General features: G+C 57.0%; 16 protein-coding genes. 9 read left to right on the top strand and 7 right to left on the bottom strand.

Features of this window, described 5'->3' with window-relative positions; translation table 11 throughout:
• Window positions 1–455 precede the first annotated feature (455 nt).
• The 4 genes from M0D68_RS01230 (at window position 456) to M0D68_RS01245 (ending at window position 4,795) form a co-directional block, all read left to right on the top strand.
• Window positions 456–920 (top strand): DUF2846 domain-containing protein, encoded by a 465-nt coding sequence (locus M0D68_RS01230; RefSeq protein ID WP_266223569.1) that lies wholly within the window; start codon window positions 456–458, stop codon window positions 918–920.
• A gap of 283 nt (window positions 921–1,203) precedes the next feature.
• On the top strand, window positions 1,204–1,770 hold the full coding sequence (locus M0D68_RS01235) for a hypothetical protein (protein ID WP_266223570.1): 567 nt from the start codon (window positions 1,204–1,206) through the stop codon (window positions 1,768–1,770).
• A 1,367-nt stretch (window positions 1,771–3,137) separates the two neighbouring features.
• The gene (locus M0D68_RS01240; protein WP_266223571.1) at window positions 3,138–3,725 is read left to right on the top strand and encodes an Imm49 family immunity protein; all 588 of its coding nucleotides are present in this window, start codon (window positions 3,138–3,140) and stop codon (window positions 3,723–3,725) included.
• Between the two features lie 596 nt (window positions 3,726–4,321).
• Window positions 4,322–4,795, top strand: coding sequence for a hypothetical protein (locus M0D68_RS01245; protein WP_200654146.1), 474 nt, complete (start codon window positions 4,322–4,324; stop codon window positions 4,793–4,795).
• 250 nt (window positions 4,796–5,045) lie between these two features.
• Here the strand turns inward: M0D68_RS01245 and M0D68_RS01250 are convergent, their stop codons facing one another.
• The 5 genes from M0D68_RS01250 to M0D68_RS01270 all read right to left on the bottom strand — a co-directional run bounded on the left by M0D68_RS01250 (window position 5,046) and on the right by M0D68_RS01270 (window position 13,343).
• Complete coding sequence (locus M0D68_RS01250) at window positions 5,046–5,999, bottom strand: carbon-nitrogen hydrolase family protein (RefSeq protein WP_266223572.1); 954 nt, start codon at window positions 5,997–5,999, stop codon at window positions 5,046–5,048.
• 360 nt (window positions 6,000–6,359) lie between these two features.
• Entirely contained in the window at window positions 6,360–6,623 is a 264-nt protein-coding gene (locus tag M0D68_RS01255; protein WP_211707887.1) for a PAAR domain-containing protein, read from the bottom strand.
• Window positions 6,624–6,916: 293 nt separating this feature from the next.
• Window positions 6,917–8,569 (bottom strand): tetratricopeptide repeat protein, encoded by a 1,653-nt coding sequence (locus tag M0D68_RS01260; RefSeq protein ID WP_266223573.1) that lies wholly within the window; start codon window positions 8,567–8,569, stop codon window positions 6,917–6,919.
• Window positions 8,570–8,580: 11 nt separating this feature from the next.
• Entirely contained in the window at window positions 8,581–10,632 is a 2,052-nt protein-coding gene (locus M0D68_RS01265) for a phospholipase D-like domain-containing protein (protein ID WP_266223574.1), read from the bottom strand.
• 38 nt (window positions 10,633–10,670) lie between these two features.
• On the bottom strand, window positions 10,671–13,343 hold the full coding sequence (locus M0D68_RS01270; RefSeq protein ID WP_308187546.1) for a type VI secretion system tip protein TssI/VgrG: 2,673 nt from the start codon (window positions 13,341–13,343) through the stop codon (window positions 10,671–10,673).
• Window positions 13,344–13,924: 581 nt separating this feature from the next.
• Here M0D68_RS01270 and M0D68_RS01275 point away from each other — a divergent pair.
• Window positions 13,925–14,467 carry an NUDIX hydrolase gene (locus M0D68_RS01275; protein WP_266223576.1) on the top strand — a complete coding sequence of 181 codons (543 nt, stop codon included), beginning with the start codon at window positions 13,925–13,927 and terminating at the stop codon, window positions 14,465–14,467.
• Between the two features lie 87 nt (window positions 14,468–14,554).
• Here the strand turns inward: M0D68_RS01275 and M0D68_RS01280 are convergent, their stop codons facing one another.
• Window positions 14,555–15,226, bottom strand: a complete 672-nt coding sequence (locus M0D68_RS01280; RefSeq protein ID WP_266208853.1) for a DUF4336 domain-containing protein — start codon at window positions 15,224–15,226, stop codon at window positions 14,555–14,557.
• Window positions 15,227–15,540: 314 nt separating this feature from the next.
• Here M0D68_RS01280 and M0D68_RS01285 point away from each other — a divergent pair, with 314 nt between their 5' ends.
• Together M0D68_RS01285 and M0D68_RS01290 are read left to right on the top strand one after the other, a co-directional pair.
• Window positions 15,541–16,038 carry a RidA family protein gene (locus tag M0D68_RS01285; RefSeq protein ID WP_200622414.1) on the top strand — a complete coding sequence of 166 codons (498 nt, stop codon included), beginning with the start codon at window positions 15,541–15,543 and terminating at the stop codon, window positions 16,036–16,038.
• Window positions 16,039–16,274: 236 nt separating this feature from the next.
• Entirely contained in the window at window positions 16,275–17,702 is a 1,428-nt protein-coding gene (locus M0D68_RS01290) for a cytochrome P450 (protein WP_266223577.1), read from the top strand.
• 145 nt (window positions 17,703–17,847) lie between these two features.
• Here M0D68_RS01290 and M0D68_RS01295 read toward each other — a convergent pair whose 3' ends face one another.
• Complete coding sequence (locus M0D68_RS01295; protein WP_200622412.1) at window positions 17,848–18,114, bottom strand: hypothetical protein; 267 nt, start codon at window positions 18,112–18,114, stop codon at window positions 17,848–17,850.
• Between the two features lie 348 nt (window positions 18,115–18,462).
• On the opposite strand from M0D68_RS01295, the gene M0D68_RS01300 reads away from it, so the two are divergent.
• Together M0D68_RS01300 and M0D68_RS01305 are read left to right on the top strand one after the other, a co-directional pair.
• Window positions 18,463–18,717, top strand: a complete 255-nt coding sequence (locus M0D68_RS01300) for a hypothetical protein (RefSeq protein ID WP_266223578.1) — start codon at window positions 18,463–18,465, stop codon at window positions 18,715–18,717.
• Window positions 18,718–19,031: 314 nt separating this feature from the next.
• Window positions 19,032–19,406 carry a CHAP domain-containing protein gene (locus M0D68_RS01305; protein ID WP_093641928.1) on the top strand — a complete coding sequence of 125 codons (375 nt, stop codon included), beginning with the start codon at window positions 19,032–19,034 and terminating at the stop codon, window positions 19,404–19,406.
• Window position 19,407 lies beyond the last annotated feature (1 nt).

The following is a 19,407-nucleotide window of genomic DNA, read 5'->3' on the forward strand; positions in this document are numbered from 1 at the left end:
CGGGGCTAATCGCTAAGCGTCATCCGGGATGAGACTCATCGGCGTAACGAACGAACGCCTACCCACTGAAAAGGAAAGTCGTGCAGGATATTGAGGCACTTCTAGAAGAGTTCCGTCAAAACGTTAGCGGCCCGGTTTTCAGTTGCCGCTCAGCAATTTATAAAATCCACCCGCGGCGACGCCGGCAAACGACGAAACAACTAAAACAAAGTGGACGTCGTGGCTAAAGTCATCCGTAGAAAAGCCGATATCAAGTAATGGAAGCGAGCAGACGGTTGACGCGCGCATGAAATAAGCGCGATTTGATGCTTATTGCTTAACGCGAAACGTATCTAGGCGATACGACGGACTGGTGGGTGCATGAAGCATTGACCCAAACCCCATGCCGATTGGCCCTGATGTTTAAGCGCCAGCCCGCTAAAGACTCATACTCCACAACAAAAAAGGAGAAAAAAATGCACTTGAAGAAATTGATTCCACTCGGTGTCTCGTTGCTGGTTATGGCAGGTTGCGCATCCGTACCGATGGGCGATCCGCAGAAGGACGCTGCACTGAAGACCTTCAATGCCCCGCAGAACAAAGCGGCGATCTATGTATATCGGAACGAGAGCATGGGCGGTGCAGTGAAGATGCCGGTGACGATTGATGGCCAGGTTCTCGGCGAGACGATGGCCAAAACGTATCTGTATACCGAAGTCGAACCGGGTTCGCATGAACTGGTGTCTAAAGCGGAGAACGATTCAACGCTTAAAGTCGACACGGAAGCCGGCAAGAACTACTACGTCTGGCAAGAGGTCAAGATGGGTATCCTGTATGCGCGCAACAAGCTGCAATTGGTCGACGATAAAACCGGTCAGGATGGCGTGAAGGAATCGAAGTTGACAGTTGCGCCGACGGCTCAAGCCACCGCGGCCAAGTGATGCTGATTTGCTGAGTTCGCAGCGGATTCCGACTAGCAACGCCCGCATAAAGCGGGCGTTGTTGTGTCGACGTGAACGGTTATGGCAAGAGCGGGAAATTCACTTTAACCCCGTCGCCCATCAGGGCGGTGGTGGAGGCTCGCTAGATAATTTTTTGTCGAGGTTACTTCGCCAGCAACGAGCGCGCCGACACTGACCACCACCGAAATGCTCAGGAATCGCCTTTCGGTGTCGATAATAATTTGGCGGGCAAGTGCCCGTTCACAGATATTTTGGCTAAGTCATGAAGCGAGCGCTATTCTCTCCAATTCTGTTCCTGTTCGCCTCGATGGCACACGCTGGACTCGATGTCACCGCGTACAGTGGGTTGACTTTGGTTGATTCGCCGGTCCTGTCATCCGACGGGTCGCCGCAAGCAAAGAATCAAGTCATCCTGTCTCCAGTGGATTTCCCTGACCGCTTTCGCGGACTCGAGAGTGACAAGGTGTACCAGTTCGGGGCGTCTTTCGACTTCAGGGCTGGCTCCTATTCCGGCTACAACATTTGGCGAAATGAACTCGCCAAGCTTGCCGGATATCCGCCAAGCGTGTCGTTTCGAAACAAAGTCATCGAAGTGAGATACGACGAAACGGCGTGGAAGGACAATCATGGACCATTTTGGGAACTAATCGATTTCTCTGACGCGGAAGGCGTGATCGGCCCAGAGGTGTGCCGAAAGGTCTACCAGGATTTCGTCCAGTATCGCAATCAGGCGGCCCAAGTACCTGATAAATACTTTTACGAGTCTTACAGTGACTGGATGAAGGCCTTTGAGATGTGCTCGAAAAATGGCGCAATCGTGTTTCACTAGGGCCTTCGCAGGGGGAAGATTTCGGTGTTGATTGTCGAGCTCTCTTCGCGTACCACGACCGCAGCGGCTAATTCTTTGGTGCGAATGTCTGGTTTTGAGAAACGCGGAAGACCGCTCCTGGTCGGGTACGGAAGTTCAGCGTGAGCCGAGACTAATGATATCCCGGCGGACCTTGGACTTCCGGGTTCGTTTAGGTTTGTTCGACGCCTGCCCTTGTCTGCTGCCGCGTGAGCGCACGATGACGCATGCGGGCAGACGTTGGACAAGCCTAAACGGAAGCGGCCGATCAACGCCCGGAGCTAATTCGTGCAAGCGAGATTGAGTCACAACTCAGGCAGGGTGAAGCGACGAAACTGGACGTTCAAAGGAATTTTCCCGCAGATGCGTAAACACCCGATTGCCCTTGTTCTTGCTGCTGGCCTAGCGTGCCTCAGCAGTTACTCCTCCGCAGTTGAAGCACAAACACCATGCGCACACTTCGGAAAAAAATTGTCCCGGTTGCAACAGCAGCATCCACATGTCGATATCTCGAACCTAGGCTCGCGAGAACTATGTTTCGATAGCTGCACTGGAGACCAGACCCGGGCTGCTCGGTTCTGGGAACAAGCTGCACCGGTTTCGGCCGACGCGATCCGAACTGAGCTGACTCAATACGCCGATACGACTGGTTATGCGACAGAAATAGCGATACCCGGCCGATCCCAGCCTATCGTCAGAATCTCGCGACGTGTGGGAACGGCCTATTGCGTCCGCGATACCTATCTCACCCGCGCTGCCGATGGCTACCGTTTGATAAGTAACTCAATTCTCGATGATTTCTCTCAAGAAGCCGGGTACTGTGGCAGATCGTTTGTCTACTTCGAAACGTGGCGAAGCCGCTCTTACGCCGTTCTCTGGGACGAAGGAGAAACCAACACGGACATAGCTGCTTACCGCGTGACGCCGTCGCTTGATGTGGAGAAAGTTTGTTCTATTCAAAGAACGAGCAGAACAGCGGCCGATGAGTAGCCGCAGGAACAGGAGCCGTGGCCTGCGTTGAGGATCGCGAAACGGATGAAGGGCCGCTATCAAGAACGTTGAAGGACCGTTCCGGGCCAATCTGAGCCGATCGGCGTCGGGCAGAGTTCAGCCATCGACAGTCGTTCGACAACACTAAAATGGAGATCTGAGTGGCCACAAGTGATGTTTAAGCGAGAGCTAAGAGGCTGGCGCATATCGGACAGCATATAAGCGCCACAGATTTGCCGGAGCTGATTCGCTCTATCGAGACCAACACCGGCGACCCACGCGCTTGTGTGATGCTCCTAAGGTCGCATGCAACCGCCGAGGCAATAGCCACCTGGTTTCGTCATCAGGACCTGACTGCAATGAAACAATGGTTCTATATTGCAGGCAACCTGACCAGCATGGCCTATCGAATGACCAGTGACACGTTTTCTCCAGGTGCGAAAATGTTGGCGCTGTTGCCGCCTTTGTTGTCCGACAACGATTTGCTCGTGAATTGGTTTCTTGGTCACGATGCCGCTTACGATCTACGCCGAATCGAAAATCACATGACCCACGACTTCTGGGCGTATCAGGCGACCATAGCAATTCGGGGAGACTGGCAGCGGTTGGTAAGTCGATGTGAGCGCGTGCTTGCAGAACCGCCAGGAGCAAGTGGGGAAAAGAAGTATCTAGGTGATCACCGATTTTATATAGCGCTTGCACGGGGCGATATTCCCGCCATGGAGGACGCTATCCGCCAGATCGTCACACCAAGAGCACTTTCAGCTCGAGCTAACGACGAAGGCGGATTCACTGAGGATCTGATCTCGACTCCAGCGGTGATTTACGCAAAAATTGCGTGGCGACATGGATATCAGCTCCAGATAGACTCGCCTTTTATTCCGCAACAATGGCTGCCGGTTGCGCCCTTGGACTTGTACCGCAATCGTTACGATTTCTTGGCATAGCCGCTTGCGAACGTCGGTTTTGCGCTTCTGGAACCGTCCGTCCCTTACGGGTCAACCACGGTCTTATACCTACCACGGAAGCGGCCATTTGCTGCACGCGGGAAACGATGCGTCGCGAGCGACCGCTTCTGCCGATGAACCTCCATCGCCTGCTAAGTCCGGGCACTGACGAAAACCGCTACGCCTGCGCGCTGACTGTCGACGTAGAGACGACTAATCACGCGTCCTCTGTGGTCTTCGAATTTGCGACAACACGCCAACGTCCGCCGAGGTCTTATCCAATTGGCCAAACGCAAACACTTAGCCTGCCTGGTTGATCGCTACGGCGCTGCCTTGATTTATAATCATCGAGCCATCGGGAAACACCCGGCGGTCAGGTTTGGAAGCCTGTCTTGTTACGTCCGCACCCCCGCTCAGGCGGGGCGTGCGTCTACCTCTGCGCGTCTATATTCCAATGGGCGGGCCGTGGTGGGGGAGCCGCAAGGCTCGCCGGCGTGACGTAACACCGGTCTTCCAATCCCGCCACGTGCCCGCTCACCCACTTCCCCAAGCAAGCGAGTGTCGGGCGATCCAAGAAGTACCAGGGAGGTCGCACCATGAGCAGCAAACCTACAAAACAATCTCAACCCGTTTCACGCCCGCCTGTCGACGCGCTCCAGTACGAAAAGCTTGCGCTGTCCACCTTCGATTTATGCAACCGGCAGTTGAGCCAACTCAACACATTGATCACACTTGCGTCCTCAATGTGTAGGAATCCTGCCATCACGAGCGACGAAAGACGGCGTCAGCAGACCATGCTTGAATTGCTTGTCGACACAGCAGAGCAATATCAGCGAGAGCTCGAGTGTGACCGTGAGCTGTATCAGGTGATCGCGCTCGATGCGAAGGGCATCCCGCAAAGCCGCATCACCGCGAGCCGTGCAGCACGCCTTCTTGCAGAGGCGTCACAAATAGCGGCTACGGAGACATCCGCAGCCACGAAGCCGCGCCAGAGCAAACAAACGTCAGCCAAATCCGCGACAGACGAAGAAGCAGACGCTTCCCAACAGCCGGCTCCGACGCAGCACTAACCATCAAGAAGGCGAGCGACTTCAGTCGTTCAGATTTGTAGGATGCCTGCCCTCAGTCACGAGCATGGGCGAGCGCCACAAGCTAATGTGGGCAGGCGTCGTATAAACCTAAACACGTTCAGACGTTCAACATCGGTGCACAGATCGCCGACAATCGATAGCACGTCTCGACGACGCCGTTGGCACAAACAGCGTCCGAAAGAAACCGTCAATCCTTCCCTTACGGCATGGCGCACGAATATCTCGTCATTCAGGAGCCGCTGCCGAATCCGTTTTTCTCGAACACGACGGGAGGCATCGCCGCTTCGTTAACATGCAGACGGAAGATATCCGGACGCGAGTAGTGACCCGTGACGTCAAAGTCATATTTCGCCCGGGCAAGGTCGTTGAGGTCCAGGTCGGCCACGAGCAATGCGTCTTGCTCAAAGATGGGACCGGCAATGAGCTGGCCAAGCGGGCCGACGATGCAGCTTCCACCGCTCATCAGCACAGTGTCCGGATCGTTACCCTGGATTGCGGCATAGTCGGTTGGACAATCCGATCGGCGCAGGTGCTGGCAGGCCGACAACACAAAACAGCGCCCCTCCAGGGCAATGTGCTGCATGGAGGAAGCCCATGTCGGTCGACTGTCAGCGGTGGGCGCACAGTAAATCTGAACACCTTTGGCGTACATCGCCATACGCATTAATGGCATGTAGTTTTCCCAGCAGATGACTGCGCCGAGCCTGCCGAACGGTGTGTCGAAAACCGGGAGCGTCGACCCATCGCCATAGCCCCAGATCAGCCTCTCGCCAGCAGTTGGCATCAGCTTGCGATGTTTGCCGAGCAGCGTACCGTCCGGACCAAAAAACAGCGCAGTGCAATACAACGTGCCATGGTCCCGTTCAATTACGCCGATCACAACGTATTGTTTGTGGTCGGCGGCAAGCTCACTCAGCCGCTGAGCGCCGGGACCCGGTACTTCGACCGCGCTGTCGTAGTAACGCCGATAGTCTTCGCGCCCAGCAGCGGTTCTCCCGCCAATTGTCGAGCCGAAATCGAGCCCCTTAGGATAGGCTGAGACGAATGCTTCGGGAAATACGATGAGTTGAGTGCCTTGTCGCGCGGCGTCGGCGATGAACGTCGCGACTTTATCGATGGTTCTGTCCGCATCGAAGACGACGGATCCCGATTGCACAACCGCAGCACGTAATCTCTGTTGCATCAGAATGCTCCATTAGATGTAAGGGCTTGCAATCGAAACGCTTAGGCTCGCTCGCAGATAACGTGTGCCCACGGCCGTGGATTGCAAGCCGATCTCGCTCATCGCAAGCTCAATCGCAACTAATTCGAGCTGGAAAATTCGTTGATTGCGAACACGGTCGCCGAGGATCGCGGCCACTACGAGTATAGGTCGCCAGCAGGTAAAGCTTGCTGCCTGTTCGTCGGGATAGAGCGAAACGTTCGACGATTGGTTGTTCAGGCCCCAGCGGGAGTTCGCAGTCGGGAGGTTGAGTGGCCGGTTTATCGGCAGTGTTGGGACATTCGGAGAAGCTCACTGAAGGGCGGCAAGCCGCGCACGAGGTCAAGGCACGGTAACCGTCGCATTACGGCTTACCAGTGTGCACCCGCAAGTTGCATGATGTCCGTGCAGGGCAGTCGGGGCTCCGCCAATCATGCTGTTCCCGTCACCTTCCGCTATGGTCTGTGTTCCGTGTTCCTTGCATTCAACCGTGTCACCCTTGCGGGCAACCGGCTTGCCGTCCACGGTGTCGGCGTTCGAACCAGTTGTAACAGAGCCGCCGTGCGGGGCCAGCGTATCGCCTACTACAATGACCTGACGAGCCATCCGTTCACTCCACGAAAAATACCCGGCTCATGATGCAATGCCGTTTCTGAAACCCGCTGGCGGTCATTCGATCAACCGCACGACCCTAAACATTGGACCGAAGATAGTGCGATAACGAAATACGCTAACCACGTACCGCCTGTCGCTGCGACAATAATCACGAGTATGCTGACCACGCGCGGTATGCGTTTGCGTAGGAGCCAGCTTGCAGCGGCCACGCCGATAAACGGGAGGAGAAGAATGACCAGTTTGACGATCATCGGCGCCTCAAATGACGCGTGCCATCAGGCTGTCTACAAGACTATCTCGCGTATGCCGGGCATGCCAGTTTCCGCGTTCGGGCTGCCCAGATATGTCCATTGCAGGTCGTGGGCGGCGACGTCGATGAACTGCGCCCCGGGCTGCGGAAACGCGTGATCCTTCTCGACGAACGCCTGGCGGTCCCACCGGTTGTACAGCGTGGCCATCGGATGATCATCGGCTATACGACCTTCCCATATTCCGGTTTGCGGGCAACGCTGCTGGCCGTCGCACCGGACAGGCAAAGTCTGCTCAGGGACCTCGCGCAGAAACCCGGTATCGATCATCTGCTTCAGAAAATCGTACCGCTGCGGGGGCAAGGCATAGGCTTCGCCAAGGTAGTGCCATTGCACATGGTCGGCGGTGAGCCATTCGAATGACGGCGCCTCGAAGCGCTCGCCAGCCTGGTAGCGTTCAGGTGTGTTTCGCCGGGCGGGAGTCAGCTGGGTTTTTGCAGCAGATACCGGACCGTAGAGAGCAAGCCAATAGCCGTCACGCGGCACAATCTGGTTACCCATGATCGCCATCGTGCTTTGTTCCAGCGGTGGCACCGCGTACCCGTGCGAGACGAATTCACGTCCTTGAAGCGCCGCGCCCTGCTGCGCCTTGGGCGTCGCCGTGACGGCCTTTGCAGCGTCGATCAGCGCTTGCACATCGCCGTTCCATTTAGGTAGCGGCGCCGGGGGTAGCGGCAATACCTTGTCTAGGTTTGGCAGTTTCAGCCGCCCGTCATAGAGCTTCAGGACATCGGCAATCTTGCGGTATCGTTGGGCACGTGCCTTGTCGATATGACCAACCAGGTTGGTCCCGTTGTCGAGGTCCATGCCGTTAAACTCCGGAACCAGACTGCTGGCACACTTTGCACTTCCCAGCTTTACGCCCTCGTGCAAGATGTTCAGCGCTCGGAGTTTTGCCTCACCCGTGTTTGCGCGGGCGTAAATTAGGCCCAGCTTTTCGGCTGCGTCTCCATACCCCTGAGCAAAAGCACATTCGAGCATCTTGGTACCGACTGGTAGATTGCCCCAAAAACCTTCACTGGGGTTGTCGTAGGTTGCTGCCAGCTTGTAACCTAGAAAAGTCATTGCTGCTGGACTTCCCATATCCGCCGCGCGCTGGAAGAACGCGTAGGCACTCGTGGCGTCACCGCCCTTGACCAGCCTGTTGAGGTGATACACACCCATCCGATCGTAGGCATCGGGAATACCCAGCTTCATTGCTTTCTCGACCCACTGGATTGCGGCTTCCGGATCCTGCTCCGGCACCCCAGGGCGTTTGCTCAGGATCAGTGACGCGAGATTGAGCATCGCTTTCCAGTGGTTTCGATCAGCGGCCTGCAAATAGAGCTGATACATCTTTGCGTAGTCGATCCTGTCGATAGGGACGTTCGGATCATCCAGCGCCATTGCCTCCTGAAACCACATCTCGGCCTGCGGATCGAGGGACGGCACTTGTTGTGCCTCATATACGCAGGTGAAGTCCTTGCGATGCGGGTCGAAGAGCGGGAGTTTTTCGTAACGTGGCAGGTCAGACATGGCAGTGGTCAGCTTGTTACCCAGGGAGGTCAGGGCGCCTGCGTGAGCCGGGGCTACCAGCAGCAGCAGCAAGGCAGAGGTGGCAATACGCAACGCATAGAGAAGTGCTTTCATGCGGGGCCCGATTAGGCAGGGACGGGATCGTTTGAGGACGGTACGGAGATTGAGCCGTACAGCGTGGTGGTCGAACGGTGATCTTCAAACGGGAGCAGGAAACCAGTCATCTGCTGCGTACCTGCCTGCTGGGCATCCTGATTCTTGTTCATTCGGCGGTTCCAACTGTCAAATGCATCGGGCAGATCTTTCGCATCACCACTGTATTTGATATCGCCACCGTAGTGCAGCGCAAATACGCGCTGACGCAGGTCAGCGGCGTACAGTGCTCCGGTCGCAGCAATATTGATCTCGCTGTCGGCCGACATACTGCGCTGATTCAGGTTGGCGCTGCCTACGGTAATGAATACGTCATCGATGATCATCAGCTTCGAGTGGATGTAGATTTCGCGATAAGCCATGTTGTGGTCTGCATCAGCGCCACTTGTGCGCAGGCGCGCGACACTCACCTCAAGGCCTAGAGTCCGTTCAAGCTCTTCCGCACTCGGACGGTCAAGCACCTCGCCGCGACCTCGGGTAGTTTTGCCATAGACGGAATCAAGCTTGCCGTTATCCGCCAGATCTCCTTGTTCAGCCATCGATGTACCGGCTCCGAGCAAGGTCAGCGCATCGTAGGTACGCGGCACCATTTCTCCGCGCTCCGGATGTGGAATCACAATGAACAGGTGCAGCTTCGGCATCTCGGTGACCGGTTTTTGTGACGTTTTCATCCAGTCGTTGCAATGCTTCTGTCGCGTCTTGATCAGATTCCGCGCAAACTCCGGGTAAAAGAAGTACTGGTTTTCGATGTAAATATAGTTGCGGGCGCTACTGGTTGCCTGGAAATAGACCTCCTTGATGGACTTCTCCCGCTCATGGGGCTGCGTGCGCAGGATCTGGACAAGATGCGCCGGATTTCCCGCCACCTTCGGCATCTTCGCCGGTGGCTCTGGTGGCGTCTGGAACGGAAGCGACTGACCGAGTGCCGCCGCCCATCCGTTCTCGAAGTTGAAGTGCAGTTGCGCAAGCGCCGGCCCTACCACCCGGCATGCGTAGTCCTGATAGGGACGACCATGCACATAGTGTTCGTGACCTTCCCCGTGTGGCGCTTCCTGTTTCGACACGCTGTTTTTCACGCCTTGGTAAAGCCTGGTGGCCAGGTTGTCCTTGGTCGGCGCTTGCTGCGTTGCTAGTTCACGGGCCAACTCGTCGCTGATCTGTTTATCCGAGAGGACCTCACGTTTCGGGTCATCGATCGCATGAGCAGTCCGGTCCCAGTAGTCCGTCACCGAATTCAGGCCCATGACGTAGCCCACCGCCTTGCTGCCGCTGTCGTAGGCGTAGTCGATCAGGACTGGTTTCTGGTGGTGTGTTGCAAATTTTTCCAGCTGGCTTTTCTCGTCGGTTACGCTGAGCGTGCTGCTGACGGGCTGGTCCTCTTCAGCCGGTGCGACTGCCCGCAAGGCGGTCGCATCGGCTTGCGAGACACCACGAAGGACAACCTGCAACCGCGGATTCGTGCCGCTGCCACTCTTGCCGCCCGGTAAGTTCACGTTCCACCAGTCGATGCAGTATTGATTGCGCGTTGAATCCTTGTACGGTGGGTCCTGCTGCAACCCGTACCGCTGGATCGGGTGCCCCAGGCGGGAGACTGGGACGTCGGTCAATCCGGGCATGTTGTTCTGGACCTTGGATCCATCGTCGTCGTACCAGATCAGCAGGCGCACCGTGACCGGACTCTCCTTACGCTTCGTGATTTCGTCGAGCAGCTCGCCATAACGGATGCCGCGCGGCCAGGTGTCGCTGCCCCGCTCAAGCTCCATGCCTGGATCGAAACCCCAGCAGACGATGTCCGCCGACTGCTTGGCTTCCCGTAGGTCTTTGGCGATCTGCTTGAATCCATCTTCACCGCAGATCATGAAGCTCAGGGTGTTACCCCTGGTGATCGGGCTCGTACCGTCGCCCTGTCTCTCTTTGATGTCCCTGTGCTCAACGAGAAACTGAAGCGCACTCTTCGCCTGCCGGGTCTGCTCGTCGATGGCGACCTTTGCGTGCGTGTGAGTCTTGAGTGGAAACTGGGCCACGTCTACGTCCTCTTTGATAAATAGGGTGAGCGTCGCGCTCAGCTATACCGTTCGCCCATGTTGGTGCGCTGGTCAACGTGATCAGGATCAGATTCGAGCGCGTCTTTCACGTTCAAATCATATTCCGCGCCGTTGCTCAGTCGGGCCGTGTAGGCCGGTGTGCCGGCCTGGTGATCCTTCACGACAATCCGGCCAAACTCATCTGTCACACCTTCACCGATCTTTGCGCTGCCTTTGTACAGCTCGTACGGCTCGCTGACAATCTGATGCCCTTCGCCCTGCAGCGCCTGTAACGCGAAGTGCAGTTGCTCCTTCTCAGGCGGCAACGCAGGAATGGCCGGTGTGCTCACGCTGTCAGGTCCAACAAACGTCCGGTTTGCCGAGTGCACCTCGAAGCCGCCCGACGTACCGTGCTTGATCTGCCCAGAAGTCCAGCGGGTGTAGCTGCCGCCGCCGTTGATCTCGACCTCCTGCTGCGCGCTGATCGTGATCTTGTTCGCGGTCACCGTCACGTTGAGCTTCGCCAGGAGATTGATGCTGTCCTTGAGCGCCTTCACGTCGATATCGCCTGCTGCAGCAACGAGCCGCATGCCCGCCTCGGCGACGAACAGGCGAAATGCTTTTCGCGCGCTGGCGAAGAAGCCACCGCCCGTGCTGATCGATACGTGCTCGCCGGTCGTGACTGAGGTGGTCTTGCCGCTGCTCAGATGAATCTGCTCTGATGTGCTGGTGGCGACACCAGCGGGACTTGCCAGTACGAGATGGGGTTGCTCGAACTGCTTCAATGCGCCGCCGCCCTGGATGGCCTTCGCCTGGGCTTTCAGGGTACTGGCGACGGCCTTCTGTTCGCCATCCTGTGCCCCTGCTGTCTGAGCCGACTGCGCGAGGCTCGCTGCCGTATCCTGGGCGCTCGCCAACTGGAGGTTCACCTCATCAACGCTGAACGCGTCTCCGGTTGCGCCCGAGCGCGGATGAGTCGTCAGCAGCAGCCCGCGCGCACCACGCACGGCCGCATTCCCATCGGTGCGCAGCTCCACGCCTTCACCGCGTTTCTCTCCACGACCGGACGGCTCGCTTACCCGCGTGATATAGCCCGCGTGCAGGCCCGAATCGAGGTGATCGCTACGTATCTGCGTTTGCACCTGCCCAGTGGTGTCGTCCTTCAACCAGACGTTGTTCTGGCTGCCGCCGATTTCCTTGCTGACGAACCCCGACAGCATGTGCTGGTCGGGCAGGTTCCACTGCGGCCGGTTCGCGCCGTTGCCCACGCGCGCCGTGATGAGCGGCCTGTCTGGATCGCCGTCGAGAAACGATACGACGGCCTCGTCGCCAATTCTCGGCAGCTGGATACCGCCAAAGCCGCCGCTTGCCCACGGCTGCGCGACGCGCACCCAGCACGAACTCCGGTCATCGCGCTGGCCGATGCGGTCCCAGTGAAACTGCACTTTCACGCGGCCCAGTTCGTCCGTATAGACCTCCTGTCCGCCCGGTCCCACCACGGTCACCGTCTGCAACTGCATGACGGGCTTCTGATGTTCAAACGGACTGCGGAACGACACGGACTTACGCTGGACCTCTATCTCGACGCGGAAAAAACCACCCGAGCCATCCGCGTGCGGCACGATGGAAGCCGGGCTGTCCTGGGCGCTTTCGCGCGCCTGGGCTAACCGGTTTTGCAGGCTGTGCGGGAAGTTCGCATGATGACTCGATGCCGGAATGTTGTTCTCAATCAGCCATACCGTTTCGATAATCACGAACTGCCGCCTGTCGGCAGCGTCGGGGTCGTGCTCCGGATGCCCGGTAAGTTCGAACCCGCGCCCGGCGTCGATGCCGCGCACTCCGCCGACACCGTAAAACCGCTTCGCCTCCGACTCCCATTGCTCCATGCGAATCTTCGACAGGTGCTCGCCGCGTTCCTGTTTCAGATAACTATAGGGTCCTGTGTATTCGTAGACTTCCAGCTCGTCCGGCAATTCGTGCGACACCGTGGGGATGCTGGTGCCTTTCGGATTGGCGAGCGACGACGGGCTTTTGTAGTCGGCTGTACGGGTTGTCAGCACCGCGCTGTGCAGCGTACGTTCGCTCGACCAGTGAACCAGCGCGTCCAGTTCACTGCTCGTACCGTAGCGGGAAAACTGCACCGTCTGCGGGGCGAGCGGTTCAAACGTGTCAAGCCGGTCCGTAATCGTCAGCGTATGAGACTTACCGTCCTCGCCCTGTGTCCAGAAGCCGAACAGTCCTTCCTCTTCGATCAGCCGATGAGCAAAATTCCAGTCGTCTTCATATTGCGTGCAATAAGACCTCGGCGGTAACGGTGTCGAGAGTTTGAACTGAAACTGGCCTTTCGCCTGGGGGTGGGCATTGAACACATCGGTCAGGATGACGTCGGCGGACTTATCCTGCCAGATGCGCTGGTCGCGGCGGAATTTGAGGAAATTCATCCACGAGGCAAAACGGATCGAATAGCTGGTTAATCCGCCATCTGATCCCAGTCTCCGCACGCCGAATACATAGCCGTGAAAGGGGCGATAGGATTTGTCCGCCTGCTGAAGCCATAGGGTCACCGGCTGGCCGATCAGTTTTTTAAGCTTGATATTGCCGTTTGTTGACTGGACGTCGAGCGTGAACTCGAAATGTCGCCCGATTCGCGACCAGCCCGCCGCCCGCTGCGGTAACAGCACACTGCTCCCGAGCGGCGTATCCAGTTTCAACAAACGGTCCTGCTGGATCAGCCCGCTTTGAATGGCTCTAACAATATCCTGCGCATCCATTTCCACCCCAAATTACTTTTTACGTGCTTATTGTCGTGAACGATAGAAAACTTTTAGCGGCCCGGTAGTCGATCGATTGACCGGTAAAGCCTGCATTCCGACAGGAGATTCGATACCGCTAACACGCGCGGGCCGTGTCGTTGGCACTATAAAATGCGTAAGGACCATCCCTTAAACCAATCTGACGCGAAAGGGGGAGGGTTTCATCTGATCATATCAGGCCCGCATAATTTCAAGGCAGATTGGTGACATGAATTAACAGTTTTGATGCTAAACGGATCGATTCCACTCGCCTTGGGAGCGTATCGTCCCGCTCGTGCGGAGTTGGAGATGCTTCCCTGTTACACGCGCCGTGGGTTTGCGGGCTTGGAGGGGCTCATTGCTCTATATCGTGACTATCGTCACGTCACGGATAGTTTGTTTGAGAAACTTCCAGTCGCCAAGGTTGCGATTGAGAACTCGGAGAGGGACTGGCCAGCCTATGAAAGGAGCATTCCGCAGGCTTAACGATTGTTGCCCTGTTGGGCCAGTTGATTGAGAAACGGTATCGATCAAGGATTGATGTCCGTGTGCTCCGATTTCCTTTTTTCCGCTTCCGATTAATTCCTATGCGCGAACGTCCATCGGCCAGACTATTGATCACCACCCCGGAGCGGCGAGTGCTCCTGTTCCGGTTCGTGCACAGGACTGGTGTGTTAGCGGGCAAAGTCTACTGGGCCACGCCGGGCGGAGGTGTTGAGCACGGAGAGACGTTTGCGGAAGCAGCTTTACGAGAGCTTCGTGAAGAAACTGGCATTTGCGAGGCGCAGATATCCGGGCCGGCCAGTCGGCGCGAAGTTGCTTTGCAGTTACCTGATGGCGAGCGCGTTCTCGCGGTTGAACAATATTTCGCCGTTCAAACGGACACGGAGTCCATTTCACATGAAGGTTGGACGGCGCAAGAGTGTGAAGTGATGGCCGATCACCGGTGGTGGAGCCGGGAGGAATTGTCCGCAACAACCGAGACTATCTATCCGGATAAGCTGATCGAGATGCTCGACGAGATAGGCGTTTTTGGCAATTGAGTGGCCGCTCTGGAGCGAACTGAGAGACCGCAACGGGTCGAAGGCTGCCGACCGCAACCTCGCGAGATTCGGGTGGCGACGCACGGTTCAGAGCCACGCCAAGCCCGCCCGGACCTGCGCGTGAGCGTTGTCCGTCAGCGGCTCGCCATGCGCCAGTACGACTTGCTCGAACGGCCAGGCGAGCAGCTGATCCACGCAGGCGCGAGCCCGCTTGCGGTCGCGATAGACCAGACGCAGGAGGGGATGCCAGCCGACGTGGCCGAGCACGCCACCCAGGCGCAAATAGTTGCGCGTTAGCCAATGCGGCGACGCTCGAAAGTTCTCAACCAGATCGCAGGTGATCAGTGTGCGCGTTGCCGGGTGATAGAACACCGTCTCGCCGAGCATGGAGCCTTCAATCGTCAGCAGTTCGAGATCGTCACGCCATTCGGGATGCGGCTGGTCCGTCAGCGTCGCGCCGAAACGCAGGTCCCGGCGCTTGCGTTGCAAGGCGGCTGGACCGTGCAGCAGTGCCTGTGGATACGTGGCCGCCGCTTCGGACGCGTACATGTGGTGAAACAGGTTTGGACAGACGATATGCGCGACTGGCCCGAGCGCGTCGATCTCACTGCGAAGCTGCTCCGGGAGCGCGACGGGCGAATGCAGCAGCAGCTTGCCCGATGACAGGCGAATCACAGTCATTCGCGTGCCAACGTGCAAACCGATGAAAGAATGATGAACCGAAGCGGTCCAAATATTCTTCGCCAATTCCTGAAGCACCGGGATCCTCCCGACAATGTGTAAATCTGAACATTCTCGACCGTTACTTTCGCTACCGTCAAACGAGTACTAACCCGAGTGATCAAGAGTCTGCACGCTACCATCACGGCGATTTGCTGCGTGCGCTGTTGGAGTCGGGCCTTCTGATCCCCGTCTGATGCGTTCTTTGCACCAGTGAGATTGCCCGCAGCCCCGTTCTTCGGGATCGGCTTAATGACGAGATAGATCCCCTGGTTTTCGTGATCGGGACGTCACGACTTGAAAAGCCGACCGCCAACATCTAACGTTCTTCGCATAATCCCGAGGAGACGGCCATGGCAAGAATCGAAGCAAAGCTGGCGGAAATGGGATTGACGTTACCGCAGACGCTGCAGATGCCTGCAAACGTAAACATGTCATTGCCATTTGCATGGGTGCGCGTGAGCGGCACGCGAGCTTTTGTCTCAGGACACGTGCCGCTCAACCTCGACGGGACGATTGCGCAACCGGTCGGTAAAGTCGGCGCGGAGGTTTCGCCAGACGAAGGCTACGCAGCAGCGCGCCTTGTGGCGCTTGCACAGTTGGCGAGTCTTCAGAAGGCGCTCGGGGACCTGGATCGCATTACGGCCTGGGTGCGCGTCTTTGCAATGGTCAACGCAGCGCCCGGGTTCGACCAGATGCCACGGATCGCAAATGGCTTCTCGGATTTGATCCTTGAACTATTCGGACCAGACATTGGAATGCATGCGCGATCAGCCGTCGGCGTCGCGCTCCCTCTAAACGTACCCATCGAATGCGAAGCGGAGGTTGAGATTGACGGACGGCGCCTGTAATCCAGGATTGCCGCTGAGCCCAGACCCCATAAGCACGTGTAGGTGCCATCGTCTCGATGTGTGCAGACCTTTCCCATATTTAAGCGCCGAAACGTAGCCCCACGCGGCCAAAGCCGAATATTTTCGATGCTTGCATATACGGCTAGGACTTCATTTGCGAGCTATGACCTATCCTCTACAAGAGCGTTCTTCACGCCCATTGTCTTCGCGCGGTGGCATGCGAAGCGGAGGAAAATATGTCGGAGCTTCGACTCGGCGCGAACGATATTCTTCGTACTGTCGCAGATCTACCTTGCCCGCAAGGTCTGCCCTTCCTGGGAAATCTGTTCCAGATGCCACCGGCGAAATTTCACCTGGTTTTGGAGCAGTGGGCGAAGCGATTTGGTTCGCCATTCAGGGTTCAGCTCGGCACGATTCCTGTCACAGTGTGGACGCAGGCGGAACTGTTCCAGACTGTCATGCGCGAACGTCCGCACCTCTATCGACGTTTTGCGCCAATTGAATCCGTTATGGCGGAGCTTGGCGGAAACGGTCTATTCGCTGCGGAAGGCTTGGCTTGGGAGCCGCAGCGTCGGCTCGTCATGCGGGCACTGTCTTTTTCCAACGTTAAAGCGTTTTATCCGACGCTTGCGGCCATTACTGGGCGTTTTCTCGCTCGCCTGCAAGAGGCGGCGAGGGAACATAGAACGCTCGAAATGACAGAAGAGCTTAAACGCTACACGGTTGACGTGACCAGTACGCTGGCCTTCGGCGAGGACCCGCATACGCTCGAGCACGAACGGGGGGTAATTCAGGAACAGCTTGGCCTGATACCGCCGGCACTGATGAGGCGCGTCACCGCCCTCTTTCCCTATTGGCATTACGTCACGCTTCCTCAGGACCGACGACTCGCGCAGGCAATGACGGAGGTCCATAGCTACATTCAGAAAATGATTGAACGGGCACGCGAGCGCATGAGCCAGTCGCCTGATGCACCTCCACACAATTTGCTGGAAGCGATGCTCGCGGCGCGCAACGAACCCGACTCGATGGTTACCGACGAACAGATCTCGGCGAACGTCCTGACGCTTCTTGTCGCAGGTGAAGACACGACGGCCAACGCAATTGCCTGGGGGTTGATGTACGTCGCTATGGATTCGCATCTGCAAAACCGGGTATTCGAACAGTCGCGTGTGGCGCTCGGCGATTCGAGGGTGTGCCCAGACTACGACGCATTGAAGCACCTCGACCTATGCGAGGCGGTATGCAGTGAGGCACTGCGACTGCGGCCCGTTGCTGCAATACAGACGTTCGAGCCCTTGACCGACGTGTGCCTTGGAGGGGTAGCCATACCTGCAGGAACACGCATGTTGTTTCTCACGCGTCCAGGCATGCTGGACCCGCGGAATTTTGTGCGCCCGGAAACATTTGACCCTGACCGTTGGAGGCATCCGCGGGACCCATCGGAAGGTGCGCATGACCAGAAGGCATACCTGACATTCGGCGCGGGGCCGAGAGTGTGCCCGGGTCGTTACCTCGCAGCAGTCGAGATGAGGCTGGTTATATCGATGTTGATGAGGAGCTTCAAGATTGAACTGACAATCGACCCTTCTGAAATCGAAGAAGTTTCAGCATTCACGATGGTGCCGAACCAAATGCCTATACGACTTACGCCACGAGCATGATTTGCCGGCTTGCCAGCTGCCGCACTCATGGCGAACTTCGAGCGTGATGCTGAAGATCTACTCCAGGTATCTCGACCATATTTGCATGCCGCCGTGAACGATGATGCACGCGTCGATGTCGCGCGGCGTTAGAGCGTAGTACTCTTTACTTCGCAGTCTCAGGCGCAGGTAGCTGCTTTGACCCCGTGGTTTCAAGGCCGGTGGCGTGCTGGCTTGGCGTTGCTCCACCCGCATGGTTGTCCGCCCGGTTCTCGACATTCTTGGCGTTCATGGGGCTGACGACCAGTTTCTGGGCTGCGACTTCGCTGTCTGTCGGCGCAAAGACATTGACCTCTTCTTGCGAGTAGGCGTTCGCAAGCGTGCTATACATCAATGCCGCGGCCACTATCGGCAACACAATGACGAGTTGCATATCACCTCCACTCCACGTACATCGCCATAGCCTCAGTTGTTACATTGAGGCCACCAGTAGAAAAATAGCGCGGGAGTGAGTACCGGGCGATGCAGGACGGTGCGCAATAGATGCGCCGGCGACAAGGACGGTAGGTCTGTTATCCAGGATCGTGCTACAGCTATGTTATAGGTCTCCCGGTCGGCGATTGACAGCACAATCGCCAAGGATAGTCTGGCTGAATGTTCGGTGGCGTTCCGGTCTCTGGCACACGCCTGCTCCGCAAAAAAACATACCGCGGCTGCACAAGAGGGCTGTGCGGCAAATGGACATTTCAATGCTCAATTGTACGAAGTTTAGGCGCGTTGGATGGTCGATTTCGGGTTGACGAACGAGCAAGGCAATCATGGCGAGGATGTGAAGGAGCTTTACTTCTATCTCGACGGCACGTCGACGCATTCGTACATGAAGATTCTGTACAAGTATCCTCACGACGCGTACCCGTACCAGGATCTGATCGATGAAAATCTGCAGCGCGGCGCCGATCAGCCCGAATACGAAATTCTCGACACGGGCGTGTTCGACGATAACCGCTACTTCAACATTTGGTCAGCACGTTCATAGTTATTGTCAGTTCCGCGTCGGGGGACCTTTCTGCCAGACTGCTAATTTTTTGGCTATTTATCTTTGTGTAACGGCAACCCGACACGACTCTTGAGGAATCTGCCGCAAACGTTATCGGCCTCCTACCAGAGGAGCACCGCGGCTTCGGAACGAGATAATGGGCACGCTCCGTGAAGCCAGCCATTAACATAATGGGAGGGACGCAATGCAACCGGCATAACATTGCCACTCCAAACCGAATTTCACAGCGACAACGAATCCCATGTGTTAGCGTTCCACCGCGAGCGCCAACTCAATCTTTAAGGGAGATAAAAATGCCGTTCGATAAATCCTCAGCAGCGAGCTACGCAGACGACCATGCGCAATCGCACAGCACAGGTAACTGCGCAAAATACGTGCGCAAGGCCATCGAATCGGGCGGAATCTCACTGCACCACGCCCACTACGCCAAAGACTACGGCCCACTTCTTGAGGCCGTCGGCTTTCGCCAAGCGACAGGCGATCCGCAGAAAGGCGATGTGATCGTGATACAGCCAGCCCCAGGAAATCCTTCGGGGCACATGGCGATCTTCGACGGCTCCGTATGGGTGTCCGATTTCAAGCAGACGCCACATGGCTCACAAGGCTTCTATCCGGGACCGTCCTATAGACAATCGCAGCCGGCATACAAAATTTATCGCTACAACTGAG

It is taken from the genome of Paraburkholderia sp. SEWSISQ10-3 4 (assembly GCF_030464785.1).
Taxonomy (GTDB): domain Bacteria; phylum Pseudomonadota; class Gammaproteobacteria; order Burkholderiales; family Burkholderiaceae; genus Paraburkholderia; species Paraburkholderia aspalathi.

Coding starts and splice junctions, on each gene's coding strand:
- M0D68_RS01295 (WP_200622412.1), bottom strand. CDS start 18,114: ATGCAACTCGTCATTGTGTTGCCGATAGTGGCCGCGGCATTGATGTAT.
- M0D68_RS01245 (WP_200654146.1), top strand. CDS start 4,322: ATGAGCAGCAAACCTACAAAACAATCTCAACCCGTTTCACGCCCGCCT.
- M0D68_RS01260 (WP_266223573.1), bottom strand. CDS start 8,569: ATGAAAGCACTTCTCTATGCGTTGCGTATTGCCACCTCTGCCTTGCTG.
- M0D68_RS01300 (WP_266223578.1), top strand. CDS start 18,463: ATGGTCGATTTCGGGTTGACGAACGAGCAAGGCAATCATGGCGAGGAT.
- M0D68_RS01235 (WP_266223570.1), top strand. CDS start 1,204: ATGAAGCGAGCGCTATTCTCTCCAATTCTGTTCCTGTTCGCCTCGATG.
- M0D68_RS01255 (WP_211707887.1), bottom strand. CDS start 6,623: ATGGCTCGTCAGGTCATTGTAGTAGGCGATACGCTGGCCCCGCACGGC.
- M0D68_RS01250 (WP_266223572.1), bottom strand. CDS start 5,999: ATGCAACAGAGATTACGTGCTGCGGTTGTGCAATCGGGATCCGTCGTC.
- M0D68_RS01290 (WP_266223577.1), top strand. CDS start 16,275: ATGTCGGAGCTTCGACTCGGCGCGAACGATATTCTTCGTACTGTCGCA.
- M0D68_RS01240 (WP_266223571.1), top strand. CDS start 3,138: ATGAAACAATGGTTCTATATTGCAGGCAACCTGACCAGCATGGCCTAT.
- M0D68_RS01305 (WP_093641928.1), top strand. CDS start 19,032: ATGCCGTTCGATAAATCCTCAGCAGCGAGCTACGCAGACGACCATGCG.
- M0D68_RS01230 (WP_266223569.1), top strand. CDS start 456: ATGCACTTGAAGAAATTGATTCCACTCGGTGTCTCGTTGCTGGTTATG.
- M0D68_RS01285 (WP_200622414.1), top strand. CDS start 15,541: ATGGCAAGAATCGAAGCAAAGCTGGCGGAAATGGGATTGACGTTACCG.